Origin of the sequence: Frankia sp. KB5 (genome assembly GCF_002099325.1) — a bacterium.
In the GTDB taxonomy this organism is placed as follows: domain Bacteria; phylum Actinomycetota; class Actinomycetes; order Frankiales; family Frankiaceae; genus Frankia; species Frankia casuarinae.
Genome location: NZ_MRUJ01000052.1, coordinates 1 through 24,065, shown reverse-complemented (window position 1 = coordinate 24,065; position 24,065 = coordinate 1). Strand labels below are relative to the sequence as shown.

The 24,065-nt window shown below is 71.0% G+C and carries 18 protein-coding genes and 1 pseudogene; 6 read left to right on the top strand and 13 right to left on the bottom strand.

The window, feature by feature from the left end; genetic code table 11:
- Nucleotides 1-2: 2 nt before the first annotated feature.
- Nucleotides 3-2,486 (top strand): AAA family ATPase, encoded by a 2,484-nt coding sequence (locus KBI5_RS06200; RefSeq protein ID WP_085014539.1) that lies wholly within the window; start codon nt 3-5, stop codon nt 2,484-2,486.
- On the opposite strand, the gene KBI5_RS06195 is transcribed toward KBI5_RS06200, so the two are convergent.
- From KBI5_RS06195 to KBI5_RS06165, 7 genes are all read right to left on the bottom strand, one after another.
- Nucleotides 2,446-3,813: an MFS transporter gene (locus KBI5_RS06195; RefSeq protein WP_085014538.1), complete on the bottom strand. Its 1,368-nt coding sequence runs from the start codon at nt 3,811-3,813 to the stop codon at nt 2,446-2,448. The two genes, KBI5_RS06200 and KBI5_RS06195, sit on opposite strands and share 41 nt — an antisense overlap.
- A gap of 132 nt (nt 3,814-3,945) precedes the next feature.
- Complete coding sequence (locus tag KBI5_RS06190; protein ID WP_085014537.1) at nt 3,946-5,355, bottom strand: carboxyl transferase domain-containing protein; 1,410 nt, start codon at nt 5,353-5,355, stop codon at nt 3,946-3,948.
- 238 nt (nt 5,356-5,593) lie between these two features.
- Nucleotides 5,594-6,820, bottom strand: a complete 1,227-nt coding sequence (gene fabF / locus KBI5_RS06185) for a beta-ketoacyl-ACP synthase II (protein WP_011437862.1) — start codon at nt 6,818-6,820, stop codon at nt 5,594-5,596.
- Nucleotides 6,817-7,065 (bottom strand): acyl carrier protein, encoded by a 249-nt coding sequence (locus tag KBI5_RS06180; protein ID WP_011437861.1) that lies wholly within the window; start codon nt 7,063-7,065, stop codon nt 6,817-6,819. The genes fabF and KBI5_RS06180 overlap by 4 nt, the downstream gene beginning before the upstream one ends.
- Nucleotides 7,066-7,257: 192 nt before the next feature.
- Nucleotides 7,258-8,205, bottom strand: coding sequence for a beta-ketoacyl-ACP synthase III (locus KBI5_RS06175; RefSeq protein ID WP_011437860.1), 948 nt, complete (start codon nt 8,203-8,205; stop codon nt 7,258-7,260).
- Entirely contained in the window at nt 8,202-9,233 is a 1,032-nt protein-coding gene (locus KBI5_RS06170; RefSeq protein ID WP_011437859.1) for an ACP S-malonyltransferase, read from the bottom strand. Before KBI5_RS06170 ends, KBI5_RS06175 begins: the two co-directional genes overlap by 4 nt.
- 216 nt (nt 9,234-9,449) lie before the next feature.
- Nucleotides 9,450-11,033, bottom strand: a complete 1,584-nt coding sequence (locus KBI5_RS06165; protein ID WP_043590720.1) for a PucR family transcriptional regulator — start codon at nt 11,031-11,033, stop codon at nt 9,450-9,452.
- A gap of 279 nt (nt 11,034-11,312) precedes the next feature.
- Between KBI5_RS06165 and KBI5_RS06160 the strand changes: the two genes are divergently transcribed.
- The gene (locus tag KBI5_RS06160; RefSeq protein WP_173645788.1) at nt 11,313-11,519 is read left to right on the top strand and encodes an RNA-binding S4 domain-containing protein; all 207 of its coding nucleotides are present in this window, start codon (nt 11,313-11,315) and stop codon (nt 11,517-11,519) included.
- Between the two features lie 50 nt (nt 11,520-11,569).
- Here KBI5_RS06160 and KBI5_RS06155 read toward each other — a convergent pair whose 3' ends face one another.
- The 3 genes from KBI5_RS06155 to KBI5_RS06145 all read right to left on the bottom strand — a co-directional run bounded on the left by KBI5_RS06155 (nt 11,570) and on the right by KBI5_RS06145 (nt 13,774).
- The gene (locus KBI5_RS06155; protein ID WP_085014545.1) at nt 11,570-12,097 is read right to left on the bottom strand and encodes a lytic transglycosylase domain-containing protein; all 528 of its coding nucleotides are present in this window, start codon (nt 12,095-12,097) and stop codon (nt 11,570-11,572) included.
- A gap of 85 nt (nt 12,098-12,182) precedes the next feature.
- A complete protein-coding gene (locus KBI5_RS06150; protein ID WP_198537532.1) occupies nt 12,183-12,938 on the bottom strand; it encodes a tyrosine-protein phosphatase in 756 nt (251 codons plus the stop codon).
- Between the two features lie 71 nt (nt 12,939-13,009).
- A complete protein-coding gene (locus KBI5_RS06145; protein WP_043590718.1) occupies nt 13,010-13,774 on the bottom strand; it encodes a NeuD/PglB/VioB family sugar acetyltransferase in 765 nt (254 codons plus the stop codon).
- A 161-nt stretch (nt 13,775-13,935) separates the two neighbouring features.
- Between KBI5_RS06145 and KBI5_RS06140 the strand changes: the two genes are divergently transcribed.
- Nucleotides 13,936-14,994: an NAD-dependent epimerase/dehydratase family protein gene (locus KBI5_RS06140; RefSeq protein ID WP_085014536.1), complete on the top strand. Its 1,059-nt coding sequence runs from the start codon at nt 13,936-13,938 to the stop codon at nt 14,992-14,994.
- Between the two features lie 723 nt (nt 14,995-15,717).
- Nucleotides 15,718-15,885 carry a hypothetical protein gene (locus tag KBI5_RS26150; RefSeq protein WP_023840357.1) on the top strand — a complete coding sequence of 56 codons (168 nt, stop codon included), beginning with the start codon at nt 15,718-15,720 and terminating at the stop codon, nt 15,883-15,885.
- Nucleotides 15,886-16,044: 159 nt separating this feature from the next.
- Here the strand turns inward: KBI5_RS26150 and KBI5_RS06135 are convergent, their stop codons facing one another.
- Nucleotides 16,045-18,045 (bottom strand): nucleoside-diphosphate sugar epimerase/dehydratase, encoded by a 2,001-nt coding sequence (locus KBI5_RS06135; protein ID WP_011437851.1) that lies wholly within the window; start codon nt 18,043-18,045, stop codon nt 16,045-16,047.
- Between the two features lie 117 nt (nt 18,046-18,162).
- Between KBI5_RS06135 and KBI5_RS06130 the strand changes: the two genes are divergently transcribed.
- Together KBI5_RS06130 and KBI5_RS06125 are read left to right on the top strand one after the other, a co-directional pair.
- Nucleotides 18,163-20,028 carry a polysaccharide biosynthesis tyrosine autokinase gene (locus tag KBI5_RS06130; protein WP_085014535.1) on the top strand — a complete coding sequence of 622 codons (1,866 nt, stop codon included), beginning with the start codon at nt 18,163-18,165 and terminating at the stop codon, nt 20,026-20,028.
- The gene (locus KBI5_RS06125; RefSeq protein WP_241882691.1) at nt 20,025-22,067 is read left to right on the top strand and encodes a DUF4012 domain-containing protein; all 2,043 of its coding nucleotides are present in this window, start codon (nt 20,025-20,027) and stop codon (nt 22,065-22,067) included. The genes KBI5_RS06130 and KBI5_RS06125 overlap by 4 nt, the downstream gene beginning before the upstream one ends.
- 75 nt (nt 22,068-22,142) lie before the next feature.
- Here KBI5_RS06125 and KBI5_RS06120 read toward each other — a convergent pair whose 3' ends face one another.
- Both KBI5_RS06120 and KBI5_RS06115 read right to left on the bottom strand, forming a co-directional pair.
- Nucleotides 22,143-23,444 (bottom strand): FAD-dependent oxidoreductase, encoded by a 1,302-nt coding sequence (locus tag KBI5_RS06120; RefSeq protein WP_049761116.1) that lies wholly within the window; start codon nt 23,442-23,444, stop codon nt 22,143-22,145.
- 322 nt (nt 23,445-23,766) lie between these two features.
- Nucleotides 23,767-23,968: pseudogene (locus KBI5_RS06115) on the bottom strand (transposase family protein); the annotation flags it as partial.
- Nucleotides 23,969-24,065 lie beyond the last annotated feature (97 nt).

Here is a 24,065-nt window from a genome sequence, read left to right as displayed (position 1 = left end):
TCATGGGCGTGAGAGACCAGGCAGGTGGGACCGCCGACGGCGGGGACCCGAAGCCGAATGCCGCCGGTCTGGCTGGTCCCGACCCCGGTGGCACGGATGCGAAGCCGGCGAGCGCGACCGCCGGCAAGCCACGCCGCCGTCCCCTCGCCTTCTGGGACCGGGTGAAGTTCCTRCTCCTGCTCGGGGCGGTCTTCGTCTTCGTCGTGGCGGCCGACGTGTCCGGCAACCCGTTGATGACGTGGGCCGACTCGATCCGCATCCAGGCCAGGAACAGCTGGTGGGTCCTGGCCCTGCTGGGCGTGGAACTGGTGCACCAGCTCCACATGTTCCTGGGCGAAYGGTGGTCGGGCTACTACGTCTTCTGGACCGATCGGGTCTTCGGGCAGGCCGAGCGTCGGTTGCTGCGGCTCAACGACTGGAACCGGTACCGGGTCAGCCGTGCGCTGAAGTGGATCGTCGGGGCCGCGCTCGCCCTGTTCGTCTACGCCCGCCTGGCCGATACCTCGGTCTTCGACGCGATGGTGAACGTCCCCGGCGCCGTCTGGAAGGCCATCCCGGCGGTCCTGCAGATCGTCCTGCTCATGGCCCTCGTCGTTGGCCAGTTCGTCGTGATGTTCTGGTTCCTGTCCAAGGGCGGCGTCGACGTCTACTTCCCCGAGGACATCACTACCCGCTTCGCCGACGTGTGGGGGCAGGACCACGTTGTCAGCCGGGTGAAGGAGAACGTTTTCTACCTGGAGCGGCCGGAGGAGATCGAGAGCCGGGGTGGTCATGTTCCCGGCGGTATCCTGCTCTGGGGGCCGCCGGGCACCGGCAAGACCCTCATCGCCGAGGCGGTCGCGGGAGAGACCGGGAAGCCCTTCGTGTTCGTCGACCCGGGTGCCTTCCAAGCGATGTTCATCGGGGTCGGCATCCTCAAGGTGAAATCGCTGTTCCGCAAGCTGCGCAAGCTCTCCCTGCGTTATGGCGGGGTGATCGTCTTCTTTGACGAGGCCGACACGCTGGGGAGCCGGGGTCAGCTCGCCGGGGGATTCGGCCGCGGGGCCGGAACCGGTGCCCGGTCGTGGCTTGCCCGTTCCGGGTCGCCCGCATTCGTCCCGGTGAGCGCGGCCCCGGCGGGACGGGTCTCGGCGAGTGCGTTCCCGACCGGCGCCGGGCGCCGGTTCGCCGGCCGGCCCGGATCGGTGGGCGAGGGCGGTCYGGGGGACCTGTGCAACGGCCTGTCCTACCTGAGCGAGGCGGCCCGCGCGGAGATCACCCGTGAGCAGTTCGTGATGGGCGGGGGCGGCGGCGGTTTCGACGGCACCCTGCAGGCGCTGCTCACCGAGATGTCCGGCCTGAAGAAGCCGCGGGGCTTCCTCAACCGGGTGGTGCGCCGGACGTTGGGCATGCGGCCCAAGCCACCGCCCAAATACCGCATCCTCGTCATGATGGCGACGAACATGCCGCAGTCGCTTGACGAGGCACTGCTGCGCCCCGGCCGCATCGACCGGCAGTACAAGGTGGGCTATCCCAGCAAGGAGGGGCGGATCCGCACTTTCGAGGGCTATCTGTCGAAGGTGCGCCACGAGCTCACGCCGGATCAGATCGACCGGCTGGCCATCATGAGCCCGGAGGCCACCGGGGCGACCATCAAGGACACCGTCAACGAGGCCCTGGTCCAGGCGGTGAAGGACGGCCGGGAGGTCATCACCTGGCAGGACATGCTCCGGGCCAGGGTGATCAAGGAATACGGCCTCGCCGACGACCACGAGCACATCGACCGGGAACGGCACAGCATCGCCCTGCACGAGGCGTGCCACGCCGTCGTCGCCTACCGGATGCAGCGTGGGCGGGTGATCGACCTCGCCACCATCGAACGCCGCGGTGGCGTCGGCGGGTTCGTGGCGCACGTCGCGGTCGAGGACCGCATGTTCATGTGGAAGTCCGAGATCGAGGTGCAGGTGATGGTCTCCCTCGCCTCGCTCGTCGGCGAACGAATGTTCTTCGAGGGGGACAATACCGTCGGTGTCGGCGGCGACCTGCGCAGCGCGACCCTGCTCGTGGCCAACTTCATCTCCTCGGCGGCGATGGGGGAGACCCTGGCCTCGCGCCTGTCCATGCTGGAACAGGAGATGGGTAACGCCTCCATCGACGCCGACCGGCCGTTCGGCGAGCAGGTCGAGGGCAAACTTCGGGAGCTCTATGCCCGTACCGAGGAGGTGCTCGCCGCGAACCGGCGGGAGATCCTGGCCCTCACCCACGCGCTGGAGACCCACAAGACGATCACTGGTGAGGATGTGGAGGCCATCATGGAGGGGTACCTGGGCCCCACCGTCGACGGCCGCCGTTACCACGAGCCCGACTTCCTTGCTGTCGCCGAGAGCTATCATTCCAACGCGGTCCAGGCTCATCGCGGGCAGACCCATGAGCTGCACACGCTCCCCGACCTCGGCCGGGCGGCCGTCAGCCCCGCCGAGGCGGCACCCGGGGCCGGATCGGACTGAGCCGACCCGGGTCCGGGCGCGTGCCCTTCATGGCCGTGGCCTTCACGGCCATGCCTTTCACGGCCATGCCTTTCACGGCCATGCCTTTCACGGCCGTGGCCCGAAGGGAGCCGAAGGCGTACAACGCCGCGCCGATGGCCGCACCCGCGGCCAGGAGCAACCCGGCGCGCGCGCCGAAGGCCTGGGCGACCCAGCCGGCGATCGGGCCGCCGACCGGCGTTGTGCCGAGGAACGCGACCGACCACAGCGCCATCACCCGCCCACGCATCGCCGGGTCGGCCGAGAGCTGGACCGTGGCGTTCCCGGTCGAGATGAAGGCGACGCTCGTCGCGCCCAGCAGCACCATCGTCGCGATCTCGAGTGGCAGCGTCGGCGCGGCGGCGGCGAGCAGCAGGATGACACCGAAGGTCATCGCGGTCAGGCTCAGCGCTCGGGGCCCGATCCGGCGGCGGCGGGCGACCAGCAGGCCGCCGACGACCGCGCCCGCCCCCATGGCCGAGGTCATCAGGCTGTACGTGGCCGCGGTKCCCCCGAAGGTCTCCCGGGCCAGGAGCGGCAGCACGACCTGGAACTCGTAGGACAGCGTGCCGATCATCACCATCATGACCAACGGTACGCGCAGCGCCGGCGTGCGGCGCACGTAGGCGAAGCCGGCCCGCAGCTGCCCCGGCGCCCGGTGTATCGGCGGATGATCATACAGCGCTGAGATGTCCATGCGGTGCAGGGCGAACAGGACCGCGCCGAAGGAGGCCGCGTTGATGAGGAAACAGCCGGCGGTGCCCGCGAGCACGATGACGACGCCGGCGATCGCCGGGCCGACGATGCGCGCCGCGTTTATCGCGACCGAGTTCAGGGTGACCGCGTTCGGAAGGTGCTCCGGCCCGACCATCTCCTGGACGAAGCTCTGCCGGGCCGGGTTGTCAATGGCGTTGCACAGGCCGATGAGCGCGGCGGCCACCCCGACCATCCAGAGTTGGGCCGTACCGGTGAGGTCGAGGATGCCCAGTGCCAGCGCGGCGAGTCCGGAGCCCACCTGCGTGCAGATCAGCAGGCGGCGCCGGTCCGTCCGGTCGGCGAGCAGACCGCCGTAGGGCCCGAAGAACAGCACCGGCAGGAACTGGGCGGCGGTGACCAGGCCGAGCGCCGTGCCGGAGGCGCCGAGCGAGAGGAMCAGCCAGYCGAGGGCGATGGTCTRCATCCATGTCCCGCAGAGTGAAACGATCTGGCCGCCGAGGAAGAGCCGGAAGTTCGGCACCCGCAGGGCAGCGAACGTGCCACCTGTCGCCTTCGATGCCGAACCGGCTACCTTCTCCATCTGCAGGGTCATACGTGCACCTCCAGGGAGGGCAACGCCGGCCGGCAGATCGTTATTTCGCATCAGGTAAACATTTTCCTCCAGGGTGGACTCTCGTAACAGAATGGCTCTGATAACAGGGATCCGGTAACAGGGATCCGGATGTTACAGGGGGATGTTGCCGTGCACGTTCTTGTCGGGGCGGGAACGGGTCAGTGCGTCGGCGAGGGCGGAGGCAACCGCGCCCCGGGTGGCGGCGGGGGTGACGACCGCGTCGACGACGCCGAGTTCCACGGCGCGGTCGATGCCACCGACGGTGCGGATGTGCTCCTCGGTCAGCTCCGCCAGGACGCTGGGGCGGYGCTGGGCCGGGACCTCGGCGAGCTTGCGGCGGTGCAGAATGYCGACGGCGGCCTCGGCGCCCATGACGGCGACCTGGGCGGTCGGCCAGGCATACACGGCGGTCGCGCCCAGGCTGCTGGCGTTCATCGCGATGTACGCTCCGCCGTACGCCTTGCGGGTCACGACGGTGACGCGCGGCACGGTGCACTCGGAGAAGGCGTAGAGCAGCTTCGCTCCCCGCCGGACCACGCCTTCCCATTCCTGGCCCACACCCGGCAGGTAACCGGGCACGTCAACGAGCACGACCAACGGAACACCGAAGGAGTCGCACATCCGGACGAACCGGGAGGCCTTCTCGGCCGAGGTCGCGTCGAGGCATCCACCACGGCGCAGCGGGTTGTTCGCGACCACCCCGATGGTACGTCCGCCGAGGCGCCCCAGCACCGTCACGATGTTCGGCGCCCACCTCGGGTGGAGCTCGACGGCCTCGTCCTCGTCGTCGAGCACCGCCTTCACGAGCGGGCGCACGTCGTAGGCCCGCCGAGGATTGTCGGGCAGCAGTTCCCCGAGCTCGCGTCCGGTGACGGGGCCGATGTCGCGCTGATCGGCCAGCAGCACCGCGACCGCCCGGGTCCGCTCCACGGCCTCGTCCTCGGAGTCGCAGGTCACGTGCACGACGCCGCTGCGCCTGGAGTGCACGTCCGGCCCACCCAGGCTGTCGGCGGTGCATTCCTCACCGGTCACCGAACGCACCACGTCCGGGCCGGTGACGAACACCTTCGCCCCTGGGCCCATGATGACGATGTCGGTCAGGGCCGGCCCGTAGGCGGCTCCGCCGGCGGCGGCCCCGAGCACGAGCGAGAGCTGCGGGATCCGGCCGGAGGCCCGCACCGTGGCGGCGAAGATCCGGCCGACTCCGTCAAGCGAGGCGACACCCTCCTGAAGCCGGGCGCCTCCCGAGTGCCAAATCCCGACGACCGGGCAGTTCATCCGGACGGCGGACTCGATGGCATGAACGATGCGGGCACAGCCGTCGCGCCCCATCGCGCCACCCTGTACCGTCGGATCTGTCGCGAAGGCGACAACCTCGTTCCCGCCGACAAGCCCTTGCCCGGCAACGACTCCGGACGGGTCGCCGACCGCGAACAGCGACAGGGTGTCTGGATCGAAAAACCGGGCGAGCCGAGCCTGAGGTGTGCGGGGGTCGACTCGGTCGATCGTGGACAGACTCACCGTGCGTCTCCTTGCCTGAGCGGCGTCGGACTGCTTCGCAGGAGGCCGATACGCGACCACCTGTGGTATGCGCCGGCTTCCGCTGGGCACTCGGTCCGGCGACCATGACGCTCGCCGAAACGGCGGGCGGTGCCGCGGCGGCGGTGGGGTGGCCGGCGCCGCCGCGGGTGACATCGGTTGGTGGTGGTGCGGGCGGTGGACGTCTGACCAGCCGACCAGCCGACCAGCCTGCCGACGGTCAGGCGGTGAAGGCCAGGCAGATGTCGTGACCGCCGAACCCGAACGAGTTCGACAGCGCGGCGCCCGGGCGGATGGTCCGGTTGTCGATCCGCACGACGTCGAGCGCGATCTCGTCGTCGAGAGCGTCGAGGTTGCGCGTCGCGGGAACCAGGTGCTCCCGCAGCGCCAGGACGCTGAACACGGCCTCTACCGCGCCGGCGGCACCGAGCAGGTGCCCGGTGGTCGACTTGGTCGACGTCACCGCGATCTCGTCGATGTGGTCACCGAAGGCGCTGCGCAACGCCAGCGCCTCCGCCGCGTCACCGGCGGGGGTGGACGTGGCGTGGGCGTTGACGTGGACGACGTCACGGGGTTCCAACGAGCCGGACCGCAGCGCCGCCCGGATCGCCCGGGCCGCGCCGGCACCGGTCGGCTCCGGCGCGGCGATGTGGTAGGCGTCCGAGCTGATGCCGGCGCCGGCCAGGGTGCCGTGGACCCGGGCACCGCGGGCGGCCGCGTGCTCGGCCGCCTCGAGGATGAGGATTGCCGCGCCCTCGCCGAGCACGAAGCCGTCCCGCGCCTTGTCGAACGGACGGGAGGCGGCCTCGGGTGCGTCGTTGCGGCGGGACAGCGCCTGCATCTGCGCGAAGCCGGCCATGGTCAGCGCCGAGATCGCCGCCTCGGTACCGCCGGCGATCACGACGTCGGCGCGCCCGGCCCGGATGATGTCCAGCGCCAGCGCGATGGCCTCCGAGCCGGAGGCGCACGCGCTGACCGGGGCGTGCACCCCCGCCTTCGCGCCGAACGCCAGGCCCACGGTGCTGGCCGGGCCGTTCGGCATGAGCATCGGCACCAGGTGCGGGGATACCCGCCGGGGGCCCTTCTCCCGGATCACGTCATGCTGGTGGAGCAGGGTGAGCACGCCCCCGATCCCCGAGGCCACACACGCGGCGAGGCGTTCCTGGTCGACCTCGGGTGAGCCCGCGTCAGCCCACGCCTCACGCGCGGCGGTCAGAGCCATCTGCTGGCTGCGGTCGAGGGTACGAGCCTCGACCCGACCCAGCGGCGGCTCGACCGCCAGCGGCGCGGCGATATGGACCGGGAGCTGCTCGACCCAGCCCTCGGTGAGACGCCGGACGCCGGAGCGGCCCGAGAGCAGACCCTCCCACGTCGAGGCGACATCGCCACCGAGGGGAGTAGTAGCCCCGAGGCCGGTGACGACGACCTGCCTGGGGGGCGTGGTCACGCCGCGACACCTGCCCGCTGGATGTAGGAGACCGCGTCACCGACGGTCTTGAGGGTCTTCACGTCGTCGTCCGGGATCTTCACCCCGAACTTCTCCTCCGCGGCGACGACCACCTCGACCATGGACAGCGAGTCCACGTCCAAGTCGTCGATGAAGGTCTTGTCGGCCGTCACGTCGGCCGGGTCGACACCGGCGACCTCTTCGAGGATGACGGCGAGACCGGCGAGGATGTCAGCTTGGGACATGATCGTTCCTCCTGATGGGATGTTGTCGGTCGGTGGCGAGTGGTGCGCGGGGCTGCCGCGTACCAGCGCGGAAGCGTGGGCGCCTGGATCAGGGGCGCGGTCGGGCTGATGGTCATCGGACGCCTCGCCGCAGTGCGGTGCGGGACGGTCGCGGTGCGGTGTCGAGGGTTGGTCGAGGGTTGGTCGAGGTTGTCAGGGGCAGCGCACGAGCTGCCCGCAGTAGGTCAGGCCGGCACCGAAGCCGAACAGCAGCACCGGGTCTCCCCGGCGGATCTCGCCGCTCTCCAGCAACCGGCTGAGTCCCAGCGGAATGCTTGCGGCGGAGGTGTTGCCGGCATCGACCACATCGCGGGCAACGGCAGCGTTCGTGGCGCCGATACCCGTCACCAACGCTTCGACGATCCGCAGGTTAGCCTGATGCGGAACGATACCCGCGAGGTCCTCGGGTGCCACGCCGGCCTGCTCGCAGATCTGGCGGAGGACCGGGACCAGGGAGATCGCCCAGCGGAACACCGCCTGGCCCTCCATGCGGAAGGAGTTGTCGCCGTAGCCGGGAACCTGGATCGTCTCGGGCCGGGATCCGTCGTGCCCCCAGACCGCCGGGCCGATCTCGTTGGTCTCCGCCGGGCCGATCACGGCTGCTCCGGCACCGTCGGCGAGCAGGATGCAGGTGCTGCGATCGTCCCAGTCGGTGTAGTCCGACAGCCTTTCGGTGGCCACCACGAGCACGTTGCGCAGGGTGCCAGCGCGCACCATGTCGGCGGCCGTCGACACCGCGTAGCTGAAACCGGCGCAGGCGCCGTTGATGTCGAACGCCCCGGCCCGGCCGGCCCCGATGCGATGGGCGATCTGCGGACCGGCACCCGGGATCTGGGAGGGAGAGGTACAGGTCGCCCCGATCACCAGATCGATCGAGTCGGCGGTGAGGCCGGCGGCGGCGAGCGCCTTCTCCGCGGCCGCGGCGCCCATCGCGACGATGGTTTCCTCGTCGTCGGCGATGCGCCGGCTGGCGATGCCGGTACGGGCCTGGATCCAGGCGTCGGAGGTGTCGACCCGTTGGGCGATCTCGTCGTTGGTCACCACCCGGGCCGGACGGTAGACGCCGAGGCCGAGCATGCGGGCACCGGTCAGCTCGGTCATGCCTGCGCTCCCACCAGGGCGTCGTCCGTCGTCGAGCCCGGTGGAGTTCCGGGGGTTGGGTCCGCCAGGCTTGCCGGGACCGCGCTCAGGAGTTCGGCGCCGAGGTACTCGGCGACCAGCTCGCGGGCCGCGGGCAGGTCGTCGGGGCTCTTCACCGCGTGGATCGTGACACCGGGCAGTTCCCGGCGGGCGATCCCGGCGAGAGCGCCGGCCGGGGGGAGTTCGATGACCGCACCGACCCCGAGATCGCGCAGCGTCGCGAGGCACAGGTCCCACCGGACCGGCGCCGCGACCTGGGCCACCAGCCGGCTGATCAGCTCGGCCGGGTCGGTGACGATCGCCCCGTCGGCGTTGGACAGCGCGGCGGCCCGCGGTACCCCGGGCCGGAGGCCACCCGCGACCGCGGCCAGCGCGTCGCGCGCGCAGGACATGTGCCGGGTGTGGAAGGCGCCGGCGACGGACAGGGGACGCAGCCGGACACCCGCGGGCGGCTCCGCGGCGAGCCGGGCGAGGTCGCGGGCGGTGCCGGCGGCGACGATCTGCCCGGCACCGTTGCGGTTGGCTGCGGTCAGGCCGAGTTCACTCAACCGGGCGGCCACCGCCTCGGGATCACCGCCGAGYAGCGCCGTCATGCCGGTCTCGACCCGGGCGGACGCCTCGGCCATCGCGCGTCCCCGCAGGGCCACCAAGACGAGGGCCTCCTCGGCAGTGAGGGTGCCGGTGAGGGCCGCGGCGGTGATCTCGCCGACGCTGTGACCGGCCAGCACCAGGGTGTCCGGTCCGACCGGGGAGGTGACCGGCAGCCCGAGATGTTCGGCCGCGATCAGCCCGCTCGCGACGATCAACGGCTGGGCGATCGCCGTATCCCGGATCGTCTCGGCGGGCGCCTCGCACCCGGCTTCGAGCAGGTCGATCCCGACTGCGGCGGACCACCAGCGCAGCCGTTCTTCCGCCCCCTCGAGACCGCGCCAGGCGCGGAGCTGTCCGGGGGTCTGTGCACCCTGGCCGGGCGCGAGGATCGCGAGCACCTGTTCACCTAACCCCTCACGAGGACCGGTTGTCGCTGGCGGCCACTCACCGATGTGTCGACCGGCTGTTGTAGGTGTCCTACAAACCGATCTGTTTGGATCGGACGTTACTGCGCGACGCCGACATCGGCCTGGAATGGCATGACGGACCTGCAAAGTAGTTCGATGTGACCATTCTCGCGCGGGGGTGAGAGGGTCGTGGGACGACTTGAATGATCATGTTTTGCCTGTAGGTAACACACCGTCGAGGCGTCCCAGAACGAGCGCAATATGCAGGATGAAGCGTTCGCGGTGGTCCGCCGGATCCAGCCCGCACACCTCGGCGGCCTTACGGAGTCGGTAGCGGACCGTGTTGGTGTGGAGATACAGCGCCCGGGCCGTCGCCTCCAGCGACGAGCCGAAGTCGAGATAGGCCCCGGTGGTCTCCAGTAGTGGGGTACCGGCGTCGCGCAGCGGGGCGTACACCTCGTCGATGAGCGCCCGCCGGGCGTCGACGTTCCCCGCGAGGGCGAGTTCCGGGAGCAGAGCGCGGGCCATGACCGGCCGGGGTGCGGCTGGCCAGGCGGCGACCACGTCCGTGGCGGCGAGGGCGACCCGCGCCGCGTGCGGTGCCCCGGTCAGGTCACCGACCACCGGGCCGACCACCACCGGGCCCGGCCCGCAGGCGGGAAGCAGTGCCCGGGCCGCGTCCAGGACAGTGTTCACCGGCGCGGTGCCGCCGGCCGGACGGGTACCCGCGGTGGCGGGAGGTTCGACGCTGTTCTCCGGCTGGAGGGTCATCTCGGGACGGCCGATGCCGTCCCTGCCGGCAGTGAAATTCCCGCCGACCACCATCACCAGGCGATCGTGGTGGACCCCGGCGAGAACCTCCAGTTGGGCCATGCGGGCGAGCCGGTGCACCTCATCGACCACCACCTCCGGCGAGTTGCTCCCGGCCGTGCCGACGATGACGGTGACGGACGGCGGGTTACGCCAGCCCACCGCGGCCGCCCGTGACGGCAGCGCCCGGTCGACCTCGCCCCGGACCACGTGGTCGACGACCAGCGCCTCCAGCCGGGCGTCCCAGGCACCGCGTTCCTCAGCGGCGCGGGCGTAGACGACCGCGCCGGCGAACGCGATGTCACGGGAGTAACGCAGGACATCGGCGAGCAGCCGTTGTTCGTGCTCCGGGCCGGCCAGGTTCGGCACCTCGGCCTCGATCGCCTCCACCGCGACCCGGACCAGATCGACGAGTCGGCGGAAGGTCACGGCGCGGACGAGTTCCCGCGGGGCGACCCGGAAGACGTCCTCGGACAGATCCCGGGCGTGTTCGGGCCGCCGGCACCACTCCACGAACGACGAGATGCCGGCCTGCACCACGAGCTGAATTCCGGCGCGGTGACTCGCCGACATGGCCGGGAACCAGGGCAGCGCCTCCGCCATCCGGGCCGCCGCCCGGGATGCGAGCATCCCGCTCGACCGTTCCACCCGGCGGATCACCTCGCTGGTGCTTTCTCCGCCGGATGTGCTCCCGGTCGATGTGGGTCGGGCCTGGTCGCCGGCGGGTCTGGGGCTGGCCCCGCCGGCCGACCACGGGTTGCCCAGATCGGGGATACGCGGCTCCGGGTAGTCGACGGATTGCTCCGGCACCGGCCCGGTTTCGGGGCTCGGCTCGGTTTCGGGGCTCGGCTCGGTTTCGGGGCTCGGCTCGATCTCGCCTGCCGGTGTCGGGACGGGGGGCGCCCCCGGTTCAAGGCGGGCTGTCCCAGTCACTGTGTCCGAGGAGGAATCCGAGGAAGAGGCTGCCACGTCCGTCAGCATGCCTCAGCCGTCCCGCACCCCTGTGTATTGCCGGTCCCGTCATATTGCCGGTCCTGTCATGTGGCTCCGACGGGTGGTGCGGATGGGGGCCCGATCCTGATCGGTCGGGATGCCCCGGTCGGTCGGGCCTGGTCCCGGGCGTGGAATTCACCGAACGGGGGATGGTGTCGAGGCGGGAAAGGCCACAGGAGCAGGAGCAGGAGCAGGAGTCGTAGGCGTGGGCGYGGGCGTGGGAGTGGGAGTGGGGCGGGAGCGGAGGCGATGCGGGATGCTGCGGGTATGCGCGAGGTGAGCATTCGTGGAGACGGGATACGGCTGGGGCAGTTCCTCAAGCTCGCGGATGTGGTCGAGGCCGGATCCGAGGTGAAGGAGCTGCTCGCGGGCGGGATGGTGCGGGTCAACGGGGAGGTCGAGACCCGGCGGGGCCGGCAGCTCGCGCCGGGGGACGAGGTTGCCGTGGCCGGCGAGGCACTTCGGGTCCTGTGAGCCATCRCCACGACTCTGCCGGTCGCCRGGCGTCTGCCGGTCGCCGGACATCAGAGCCGGTCGGAGTAGGTGGCCGCCCAGTCGTGGACCTTTGTCACGTAGGCCCTGGTCTCCTGGAAGTCGGGGATGCCCCCGGCGGTTCGCACGGCGGCCGGGCMGGCGTTGTAAGCGGCGAGGATCAGCGAGACCCGGTCACCGGGTAGATACCCGACCTCCTGGGCGAGCCGGGCCTCGTAGAAGGCCGCGGACGGGATGGCGTCGAGCGGGTCGAGTGGGTCGGTGATCCCGTCGTGGTTACCGTCGATCCCGAACTCGGCCCAGGTGGTGGGGAGGAACTGCATGATGCCCCGGGCGCCGGCGCGCGAGACCGCCTGCGCGTCGAACTTGCTCTCCACCCGGGCCTGCGCCGCGAGCTRCGCGGCGGTCAGGACACCGTAGGTCGCCGCCGCGGACCGGAAGACCGGGACCAGGTCGTCGGGCACGTCGACGTGGGGGTACCGCAGTACGCCGCAGCCGCTCATCAGGGTGATGACGATGAACGCGGCCAGGGTAGAACGTGCGGGCACCCCATTGATCATCCGCACATTGTCCGTCCCCGGGATCGGGGATGTCTCGTTGCCCACGTCGTCATGCCATGTCCCGGGGGCCTTCGTCAACGCGAAGCTATCCAACCAGGGCCGTGCGCAGTGACCGCAGGTCGGTCTCGGTGAGACCGGCGTGCCGAGCCCAGGCCGCGGGACCGCCCCAACCGGCGTCGACACCGGCCAGGAAGCCCCGCATGACCTCGGGCCGGCAAGCCAGGTGGCCCGAGGTGAGCAAGGTCACCGAGTGGTTATAGGACGGTCGGTCGGCCAGGCGGGYGTTGACCCGGTCGATGCGCTCGTTCGTCTGGACGTAGTCGGCGACGATCGCCTCGGGGTGCACGCCGACGAGACTGAGGAGCAGGGCCGCGAGCACGCCGGTACGGTCCTTTCCCGCCGCGCAGTGGAACAGGGCCGGGCCCGCCGTCGGCTGGGCCAGCAGGCGCAGCGCCCTGGCCACCGAGTCCCCGGCCAGGCGCAGGTAGTCCAGGTAGTGCTCGATCCGGTCGGCTGAGTCGCGGTCCTTGACGATGGCAGGGTAGCGCGGATCGTCCGGCATCACCCATTCACCGGGGAGAAAGGACAGATTGTGGTAAGTGACCGGTTCGTAGGCGAGYGGCCCGCGGCCCTCCCGCTCCGCCTCCTCCTTGGCCCGTAGGTCGATGACCATGCGTAGCCCGAATGTCTCCCGCAGCGTGAGCACGTCACCGTCTGTCAGGGCCTGGACGGAGTCGGTGCGCAGGAATACCCCCCATCGGGTGGTTGCACCGTCCAGGGTGGGCAGCCCACCCAGATCTCGCGCGTTGTCGCAACCCGACATGTTGAACCATCGCTCCACACGCTGATCGTAGAGCCCGAGACGGTGCCGCTGGGCCCGTTGGACGCAGCTGGGTCAGGGGCGCAGCCGGATCAGCCGCACGGTGGGGCGCCCCGCTGACTGGGCGGAGGTTTGGCGAGCCTCGCCGTCGTGCGTGCCCCACCCGACTCGGGTTGCGGCTGGTCGGGTGCGACGTGCTCGGGTGCGACGTGGATCGGCCGGGCGGGCACCCCGGCGACGACCTGCGCGGCCCGGATGTCGTCGGTGACGACGGACCCAGCTCCCACAACCGCCCCGTCGCCGATGCTGCGCAGGCCGACGATGCTCGCCTGCGCGCCGATCCACGCCCGCGCGCCGACGGCCACCGCACCGGAGAGCCGGGCCCCCGGCGCGACCGTGACGTAGTCACCCAGGCGGCAGTCGTGCGCCACGCTGGCGCCGATGTTCACCACTACGTGCCGACCGGTTTCGACGTTGGTGGTGATGCTGGCGAGAGCACAGACGACGGTACCCGGCCCGAGCTTCACGTCACCTCCGACGCTGGCCCGGGGGTGGACGAGGGTCGCCGGTCGTCGGCCGCGGGCGCTGGCGTACCGGTCGACGCGGGACCGGGTGGCCGCGTCGGCGAAGCCGATCAGGTAGTCGGCGTCAAGTCGATCGAGTAGGTCGAGTCCACCGAGGAGCACGGCTCCGCGCCGGGCGAGTGGATCCGGGTCCACACGGTCGTCATCGACGAAGCCGAGGATGTCGTAGCGGGGACCCTCGGTGGCCGCGTTGACCGCCTCCACCAGATCGAGCAGCTCCCGGCCGTGCCCTCCCGCGCCCACGATGACCAGCGAGCGCAGGTGAGCGGGCACGCGGCGACCGTAGACCCCGATCTAGGCGAGTTCAATCTGACACTCAGAGTAGTTGGATGAGCCATCCTGGCTGGCGTGGTGTCGCTCTTCGTGAAGAGATGGCCGGTGTAGGCGACCGATCATACTACTATCTGTATCATCGTGATCTCGAAGGGTGATGAATGGTGAAGGTAGTCGTGACGGGTGGGGCCGGCTTCATCGGGGCCCACCTGACCAGAGCGCTCCTCGCGGCAGGCACGGAGGTCGTCGTGATCGACGATCTCAGTACCGGGGCGCTGTCGAATCTCGCGGGGCTGCCGGCCGAGCTCGTCGTCGGCAGCGTGACCGACCGGACGCTCGTCGAACAGGCGTGCACCGGGGCGTCGAGCATCGTGCATCTGGCTGCCCGGCCGTCGGTCGAACGGTCGTTGCTCGACCCGATGGCCACCCACGCGGTGAACGCGACCGRCACCCTGACGGTGCTCGGCGTCGCCCACCGGGCCGAGACGCACGTCGTCGTCGTGTCCTCCTCATCGGTTTATGGTGACCGGTCGGCCGCTGGCGATCGGTCGGCCGCCGCTGGCGCGGGTCCGCTGTCGCCCTCGGCGGGCACCCCGTGCCTTCCGCGCAGTCCCTTCGCGGCCTCGAAGCTCGCCGCCGAGGGATATGCGCTGTCCTACCAGGCCAGTTTCGGTCTGCCGGTGCTCACGGTCAGGCTGTTCGACGTGTTCGGCCCGTACCAGTCCGCCGGGCACGCGTACGCGGCCGTGGTGCCGACCTTCATCGAGGCCGCGTTGGCCGGCCGGCCGCTGACGGTGYGCGGGGACGGCCGGCAGACGCGCGATTTCATCCCTGTCGAGCTGGTCACCGGGATGCTGTGCGATGCGGTGTGCCGCCGGCTGACCCATCCACACCCGGTCGACATCGGGTCCGGGACCCGTACCGATCTGCTCACCCTGATCGCCCGGCTGGAGGAGATTCTCGGCCGGCGGCTGGTCGTCGAGCACGCCGCGCCCCGGCCCGGGGAGATCTGGGACTCCCAGGCGGACACGACGACGATGCGTTCGCTGTTCCCGGACGTGACCGGGGCGGATCTCACCACCGCGTTGGCGGCAACCGTGACCTGGTACGCCGACCGGCTGGGGGCGGACCGCGCCGGGCCGCCAGCCGCCGGGCCGCCAGCCGCCGGGCCGCCGGACGCGATGCTGCCCGCGTCCGCCGTCCACGGTGACCGGGATTGAGCCTGGATGGCGGATCATCCGCCGGCATCCGACAAACTCTCGGCCGTCCAGGCACTCCCGCACCACCAAGATGTCTTGGCCGTCCCTCGCGGGTGCCTGGGCCGTCGTTTGGCGTGCCCGGGGTCAGACTGGGCCCTGGCGACGTTCCTCCGGCGTCGATGGGTCCGGCGGCGGCTCCGTCCCCGGACCCATCCCCTCCCGCCACACCGTTCGGTAGTGAGGGCACGGTCCGAGATCACGCTCCAGCCTCGGCAGGCCCGCACCACCCTTACGCGCGTTCTCCATCTCCCGACTCACCCGTCGGCGGCACGCGTTGCACCGGATGCGGATGAACGGCACCGGCTCACTCATTTGGATTTCACCGTCCCACTGCCGCCGCAGCGGGGGCACTTGATCAGGTCACGGCCGGTGAACGTGCCGTCTTCATCCTTTTCCGCGGCCGGGTTGCCGATCTGCCCCTCGCCCTGGCAGCGGGGGCAGGTGAGGGTTGTTGATCTTTCGCCGTCGTTGAGCGGAGTCCTTCCCGACCCGCCACGCTTCGTGCCCCCGCTGCCGGACGAGGCGCCGCCACCGGTGTTCCCGCGCTTGTTCCAGACCATGCTGGGAGGCTAGCCTTGGCACGGTCTGGACGGAACCAGACGTACCGGATCTGTAACCACTCGGCGCGGGCTCAGACGGCGGCAACCCGGCGGCCGAGTTCCTGCATCAGCGGCTCCGACGGCCGTGACTCCTCCGCCGGCTAAAGCCGGCGGCCTGGTCCGCCACGCGGACGGTCACGTTGACCTGCGCTACGGCTATCTGGGCCTTCGGGAGATCCGCCTGCCCGCCACGATCTGGGATCAGATCCTCGCCGCGATCCGGTCCCGTGCGGTCGACGGCCTCGACCGATGACAATCCAGGCCCAGATCTGTCTGGCCTCCGCGGACTGGATCTGGCCCAGTTGCTTCCACCGGAGGAATGATGAGGACTGCCCGGCCGCCGCTGATCTGGCGACGGCTCAAGGCTGCGCCGGATGTGTGGTCGCCCGCCAGGACCCGATGATCCCAAACGTCACCGGGCCGGATGCGGTTGATGGTTGGACGCCGTGGGCTGGACGGGAATCCGCCCGGTCACGTCCGCGGCGGCCAGGGGTCCGCCTGCGGTCGCGCCCCCGTCCCCGGGTCGGTCCGCGCCTGCCGGGACCTCGTCCGCCGCGGCGTCCGCGCCGGCGAGGGCCGCGAGTTCGGCCAGCACCTCCTCCGGCGGGGCCCAGGGATCGAGGGCGAGGGCGTGGGTCGGGTCCAGGGCGGGCACGTCCACGTGCGAGATCAGCGGGTGGTGTGGTCGATGGTCGTCCTCGCCCGCACCGAGGAGCTCCTCATGGAGCTTCTCGCCGGGGCCGAGCCCGGTGTAGACGATCTCGATCGGCCGGTTCTCCCGAGCCACGAGCCGGGCGGCCACGTCCGCGATGCGCACCGGCTCGCCCATGTCGAGCACGAGGGCCTCGCCGGGTGATCCCAGCGCCCCGGCCTGCAGGACCAGTTGCACCGCCTCGTGGATGGTCATGAAGTACCGGGTGACCTCGGGGTGGGTGACGGTGATCGGCCCGCCGGCGGCCAGCTGGCCGGCGAAGACGGTCAGGACGGAGCCGTTGCTGCCCAGGACGTTGCCGAACCGGACRCTGACCAGCGTTCCGCGGGCCCGGCGGGCGAGGCACGCGGTGAGCCGCTCGGTGATCCGCTTCGAGTAGCCGAGGGCGCTCGTCGGGTTCGCCGCCTTGTCCGTGGAGATGTTGACCAGCCGGTCGACGCCGCAGGCCACGGCCGTCTCCAGGATCGTCAGAGTGCCCCAGACGTTGGTCTTCACCGACTCGCCGGGGAAGCGTTCGAGCAGCGGGAGGTGTTTGAGCGCGGCGGCGTGGAAGACGACCTCGGGCCGGCGCTCCGTGAACAGCGTGGTCATCAGGTCGATGTCGCGGATGTCGCCCAGCACGATGGCGTCGTCGTCGAGCATCGCCCGGCCGGAGATCGACAGCTGCACCGCGCGCAGTGCCGACTCGTCCCGGTCCAGCATGATCAGTTCGGCCGGCCCGTAGCCGGAGATCTGACGGCACAGCTCCGAACCGATCGATCCGCCCGCCCCCGTCACGAGCACCCGTCGGCCCGCGAGGTAGCTCGCGGCGGCGGACATGTCGGTGCGGATCTGCCGCCGGCCGAGGAGGTCGGCGAGGTCGAGGTCGCGGATGTCCCCGACGCCGACCCGCCCGTCGATCAGGTCCGCGACGCGGGGAAGCACCTTCACGGTCAGCCCGGCGCCCTCGGCGATTGCGCTGATCTCCCGCAGCAGTGGGCCGTCAGCGCTGGGGATCGCCACGAGCAGGGTCCTGGCCCCGGTCGACTCGGCGACGGCGCCGATTCGCTCCCGGCCACCACGTACCCGGACCCCGAGTAGCTGGAGGTTGTGTGTGCTCGGGTCGTCGTCGAGCAGCGCGACCGGGTAGTAAGGACTGTTCCGGGTGCGCAGCATGGCCGCCAGTACCCGTTCAGCCCCGTCACCGGCGCCGAACACGAGGAGCGGTTCGGCGTGCTCCCTGCTCGGCCGACGGAGGTGTTCCTCGGTCAGCCGCCAGAGGTAGCGGATGCCGAACATCACGACCAGGGCCACCGCGCCGCCCAGTGGCGGCACGCTCAGCGGGACGGGTCTCGGGGAGCCGAACGCGGCGATGACGACGGCCACGCTGACGACCGTGAGCAGGACCGACACGAGCAGGCCGAGGACCTCCTCGAAGCCGCCGAAGCGGTAGCGCCCCAGGTAGAGGTGCAGGGCGGTACCCAGGAAGTGGAGCACGCAGACGGCGAGCGTGCAGATGACCCAGAAGCCGAGATCGCTCAGCGCGCCGAGCGTGAAGTCCAGGCGGCCGATCTGGGCCGAGATGAGGCCCAGGACCAGCGCCGCACTGTCCAGAGTGATCTGCAGGCCGACCCGCTGACGGAGGTTGAGCCGGGAGACGCGCCGTGCGATGTGCGCTGTCCACCGACCATGACCCACTCCGTCTACTCTACGTCTCCACATGAGGCCATAGAGTAAGCGTGTCTAAGAGTAAAAGAATGACTACTCATCGAGTATGTTGAGTCGGTCTTCGATGACGGTGAGTGGTCGGGACCTAGGTCCTGGGAGGGTGGTCGACGGGTGGAGCTGCGCGACTACGTCCGTGTTCTGCGCCGAAGCTGGACGATCATGATCGCCGGCGTGGTCCTCGGCGGGCTGCTGGCCGCCATGGCGACCTGGCGAACGACGAAAGAGTACGCCGCCTCGGTGACGATGGTCGTCTCCTCGCCGGACAGGGGCGCCGGAGCCGCCTCGGCCTACCAGGGAGGCCTGCTCTCCCAGCAACGCGTCAAGTCCTATGCCGACCTGGTGGCCAGCGAGCGGGTGGCGACGGCCGTGATCGCACGCCTGCACCTGCACGCGACTCCGGAGGCCCTGCGGGCCCAGATCAGCGCGCACGCCGTCCCGGACACCGTGCTGCTCCAGGCCGTCGTGCGCGATTCCGACCCGAGACGAGCCATGATCATCGCAGATGCTGTCGGTGAGACGTTCTCCACCACCATTGCGAAGATCGAGACGCCGTCGGCCGACGAACCACCCTCCGTGCGGGTGACTGTCTGGGAACACGCGAAGCTGCCCGTCTCGCCCGTCTCGCCCCAGCCGATCCGCAACCTCGCGCTCGGAGCGCTGCTCGGGCTGATCGTCGGCAGCGCCGCCGGGATCGTCCGATACCGCCTCGACACGAGCGTGTCCAGTGAGGACGACGCCCGTGAGACGACCGAGCTGCCCAACCTCGCCGTCATCGGCTACGACGGTGCCGCCGACCGGCATCCCCTCATCATCAACGCCAAGCCCCGCTCGGCCCGGGCGGAGGCGTTCCGCCAGCTGCGKACCAACCTGCAGTTCGTCGAGGTGGACACCGGACCTCGATCGATCCTGGTGAGCAGTGCGGTCCCCGGCGAGGGCAAGACCACCGTGGCCTGCAACCTCGCGATCACCCTGGCGCAGGGCGGTGCGCGGGTCTGCCTGATCGAGGGGGACCTGCGACGGCCGTCGTTCGGCGAGTACCTCGGGGTCGAGTCCGCCGCCGGGCTCACCTCGGTCCTCATCGGCGCCGCGGACCTCGACGACGTCCTGCAGCCCTGGGGGGAGGGTCGGGTCGGGGAGGGGCGCGTAGAGGTCCTCGCCAGCGGCCCCATCCCGCCGAATCCCAGCGAGCTGCTCGGCTCCAAGGGCATGGCCGGACTCATCAACCTGCTGTCCGCCCGCTTCGACATCCTCCTGGTCGACGCCCCGCCCCTGCTACCGGTGACTGACGCGGCCGTGCTCGCCACCCGGGTCGAGGGGGTTCTGCTGGTGACGCGGGCCGGGCGGACCCGCCGCGAGCACCTCCGGCGGGCCGTCGAGGCGCTGCGGGCGGTCGACRCCCGGATGATCGGCACCGTGCTGAACATGGTGCCGGTCAAGGGACCCGACGCCTACGACTACGGCCCGGGCGACGGTTACGTGTCACGCGGCCGGCACGCCAGGACCTCCTCGCCCCGAACCCTGGAGATCCCGGCGCCCGATTCCGGGGTCCGGCCTGCTTGGCCGGTCACCTCGCCTCCGTCGCTGCCGTCACCGGCTCCTTCTTCTCCGGCTCCTGCTTCTCCGGCTTCGGCCGTGACGCCGGTTCCCGCCGCCACGGCGCGTCTCGGGATAGCCGACGGTGGCGACGAGTCGAGCTCGGCGCGGGACCCGCTGCCCGACGGCGCCACGACTGTCCCGAGCGCCACGACTGTCCCGAGCGCCATGACTGTCCCGAGCGCCATGACTGTCCCGAGCGCCATGACTGTCCCGAGCGCCACGACTGTCCCGAGCGGCGGACCGCACGTCAGGGTGCCGGCGGCACGCGGATCGGCCGAGGAGATCATCTCCGTCGGTGGAAGGACACCGCGCGGTACGGACCCGGCTGGCGGGACGACGCCGGATGACAACGGCGCGACCCGGCCGCCGTCCTCCCCATGACGGATTCGCCACCGGGGGAGAGAACCGGGTCCGCTCCGGGCCTGGATCCGGTGGTCCTGGATCCGGTTCCGGACCTGGACCGGGTTCCGGACCTGCTCACGCGGGCGCCCGTGGGTGGGCGGGACGTGGGTGGGCGGGACATGGGTGGGCGGGACATGGGTGGAGGTGCTGAGGCCAGGGCGGGGCAGCACCGCGTCGGCCGTGGTCGCCGGCGTCACCGTGGTCGCCGAGCCCGGTACCGCCGGCTGGCCGCCGGGGTCGCGACGGCCCTCGTTGTGCTGGTGGCGATGACCGCCTGGGTGGTCGTGCGCGGAGTGCTGGCCAAGTCCCGTCTCGACGAGGCCAGGCAGCGGATCGCCGTCCTGCAGCGGCAGGTTCTGAGCGGAGACTTTCCCCGCGAGGCCGAGCTGCGATCGCAGATCGAGCAGATCCGGCGGCGGGCCACCGCTGCGCGGGCCCTGACCTCGGATCCGGTGTGGTCGGTGTTCGGGCGGCTGCCCGTCGCTGGCTGCCCGATGCGCTCGGCGGCGACGCTGATCCGAGAGGTGGACGCGGCCGCCGGCACCAGCCTGCCGGCCGTGGCCGACCTGGGTCCCTCCCTCGATCCGCGGGTGCTGCGCCAGCGTATGACGATCAATGTCCGGGCGCTCGCCGCGGTCCGCCGCCCGGCCGAGCGATCCTTCAACGCCCTCTCCGCGTTGCGGGCGGCGGCGGAGAACGTACCGGACTGCGGATGGGCCGGGCGGGTCAGCGGCATCGCCGACGCCCGCGCCGAGATGATCGATCGGAGCCGGCGCCTGGCCGGTGCGCTGGACACCGTTGTTCTGGCCGCCCGGGTCGGTCCCGAGATGCTCGGCGGGGGCGGTGTCCGTCGCTACCTGCTGATCGTCCAGAACCCGGCCGAGTCCCGCGCCAACGGGGGGATCATCGGTGGGTTCGGCCTGCTGACCGCGGAGCACGGGCGGCTGTCCATCGACGGCATCTCGGGCAACGGTGCTCTGCCGGGAGGCCCCACCCAGCAGCGACCGGCGACGGGGCTGCCGGTCCCGTTCGCGGCCCGTTACGGCGCCTTCTGGCCCGACCGTATCTGGGCGAATATCAACCTGACCCCCGACTATCCGATGGCCGGCAGGCTCTACAGCGCGTTCTACCGGGCCGGCACGGGCCTCGACGTCGACGGCACGATCAGCCTCGACCCCACGACGTTGTCGTATCTTCTCGCCGCGAGCCGGCCCGCGGTGCTCCCCGACGGCACGTCGGTGGCCGCGGGGCACCTGGTCGATCTCGTCGAGTCGCGCGTCTATGGCGAGATCATGGACGCGGCCGCCCGCGACCGCTTCTTCGCCCAGGTCGGTCAGGCCGTCTATGCGGCCGTGGAGTCGGGAGCCGGCGACACGACGAAGCTGGTGACCGCGCTGGGACGGGCCGCTCGCGAGGGTCGGCTGGAAATATCCAGCAACCACGCCGAGGAGCAGCGGATTCTTTCGTCCACGGCGCTGGGTGGTGCGCTGCCGGACGCGCCTGGGCCGTTTCTCGGGGTCGTCACCCAGAACGCGACGGCGAGCAAGCTGGACTACTGGCTACGGCGGCAGACCACCTACCGCATGCAGCGGCAGCCGAACGGCGCCGGCCTGGCGACGATCACGATCCGGCTCACCAACGCCGCCCCCGGCGGGCTGCCGGCCTATGTGCGCCACCGGCAGGATCTCAAGGATGCCGCTGGGAATCTCCGGGCGCAGAACAATCTCTGGCTCTCGGTGTACACGGGCCGAGGCAGCTGGCTCGTCGCTGCCCGGCTCGACGGTGTGCCCATCGGCCTCGCCGGCGGTTCCGAGTCCGGGCATCCCGTGCTCTCCACCTATCTCACCGTCRATCGCGGCCAGACCCGGACCCTGGAAATCAAGGTCCGGGAGCCGGTAGGCGGCCCGGCACTCACCGTGCGTCCACAGCCGTTGCCCGTCGCGGAGCGCCTGGAGGTGCAGGGGCTACCGGTCGTCCCTCCCTGGTCATCCCAAGGGTCGTCCCAAACCCAGAACTGACTACTCTGACTACAGAGAGTTCTTGACCTTCGCCCGCATCGAGTCGCCCGCATCGGGGCCTGATCCGCTTCGTCCTCAACGCAGCGGATCGAACGGGGACAGCTCGGCCGCGGGCGCACCGGTGGCGATGGCGTCGGCGAGGAGGCGGCCGGTGACCGGGCCGAGGGTGATGCCCCACATGCCGTGCCCGCCGGCGATGAAGACCCGCGGCGAGATGGTCGGGCCGATCAGCGGCAGACCGTCCGGGGTGCACGGGCGTGGTCCCACCCATTCGGCGGCGCGGGTGTCCAGGTCCACCCCGCGCAGCAGGCCGCGGGTCGCCTCGACCACCGCCCGGATGCGCCGCGGGTCGGCCGCCGCGTCCGGATGGCGGAACTCCATCATGCCGGCGACCCGCAGGCCGTCCCTCAGGGGCGTGCAGGCCACCCGGGAGGCGGGGAAGTAGATCGGACCGCTCGGCGGCTGTTCGGTCGCGACCAGGAAGCTGTATCCGCGACCGGCCTGGACGGGAAGGCGGACCCCGAACGGACGGGCCAGCCGGGGAAGCCAGGCGCCGGTGGCGATCACTGCCGCGTCGTAAGGCCCAGCGGGCCCCCCTGGTCCGAGCAACTCCACCCGGCCACCTGCCTCGCGCACCTCGTCGATGGCCATCGCCTCGTGCACGAGGCCGCCGCGTTCCCGGACGCTGTCGGCGAGGGCTGCGACGAAGCGGCCGGGATCGCAGAACCGCTGCCCCTGCACGGATACGACGTACCGGACCTGCTCGGACAGCAGAGGTTCGAGGTCGCGGGCGGCCACCGGGTCCAGCACCTCGGCATCGACGGGCTGGCCGGTCGCCCGGATCTCGGCGAGCTCCGTCAGGAGGGCGTCGAGGCCGGACCGGTCGCGATAGCCGGCCAGGAACGGGGCGGCGGCGCGGGTCGGCGCAGTCACGCCGCCCGCCGCGAGCTCGTCAAAGGCACCGAGAGCAGCGCGGGTCAACGGCACCAGCGCGCGCATGGCGGTTCGCCACCGCGCGGTCGTGCTGTGCCGGACGAATCCGGCGATGAAACGGGCGAGCCCCAGATCGGCGACCGGCGGCACGTACACCGGTGAGTCCGGGCGCAGGAGCACCCGCAGCCCGTAGCGCAGGACCGCGGGCTCCGGCAGGGGCGTCGCGAGCCCCGGGGTGAGCCAGCCGGCATTGCCCCAGGAGGATCCGGCCCCGGCCCAGGTGGGTCCGGCGGTGAGGTGGTCGCGGTCGAAGACCGTCACCCGCCTGCCGCGGTCCTGGAGGAACCACGCCACGCACAGCCCGACCATCCCGCCGCCGATCACCGCGACCTGGTCGGGAACGGCGTGCCCCGGCCGCGGGCGTGACCCGTGCGGCGCGCTCAGCCCCGCGGCGTTCCCGGCCAGTCGGGTCGTGTCCGTCGATTCCGTCACGTCCGCCTCAATCGGGTGATTTCCCACCGCCGCCATTATCCTCCCGCGACGCCGGATCCGCTGTCTACAGCACCACCTCACCGGCCTTCCGACTTATAGTCCGTCGTCGAGTCCCCTCACCGGCAGCCTCGCCCGCGACCGGGGCCACCAGGCCCTGCTCACYGGGCACGGAATCGACCGGACCCAGGCCGCGGTGTTCCTCGCCGAGCTCGGGGACATCACCCAACCTTTCGTCGCGTTCCGTAGCGACAATGCCATGGGAGCGGGTTGATCTCTAGGTGGTGCGCTGGTGTTCCATGTGGAGCAGCACGAGGCAGGCCTTCACGACGGATCCAATCTTCCAGGGGTCGATCGTGACGTTGCGCAGGACGCTGAAGGTGCCCTTGAGCAGCCCGTTCCCTCGTTCACCGACGGCGCAGCGCATTGTGAATCATGTTGTGCCCCTTGTGCTCGCGGGTCAGGACACCGCCMCTCGGCGCCCCGTCGGGTCGCGTGGCTTGCACAAACACCGCGTCCGCGCCGGCATCCACATAGCGGTTCGCGCGGTTCAAGGCCTCGGCCACGCCGTGCCCG

Excerpts from the sequence above, each read along its gene's own strand:
- KBI5_RS06175 (WP_011437860.1), bottom strand. The coding sequence starts at position 8,205 with ATGACCGAGCTGACCGGTGCCCGCATGCTCGGCCTCGGCGTCTACCGT.
- KBI5_RS06165 (WP_043590720.1), bottom strand. The coding sequence starts at position 11,033 with ATGCTGACGGACGTGGCAGCCTCTTCCTCGGATTCCTCCTCGGACACA.
- KBI5_RS06180 (WP_011437861.1), bottom strand. The coding sequence starts at position 7,065 with ATGTCCCAAGCTGACATCCTCGCCGGTCTCGCCGTCATCCTCGAAGAG.
- KBI5_RS06160 (WP_173645788.1), top strand. The coding sequence starts at position 11,313 with ATGCGCGAGGTGAGCATTCGTGGAGACGGGATACGGCTGGGGCAGTTC.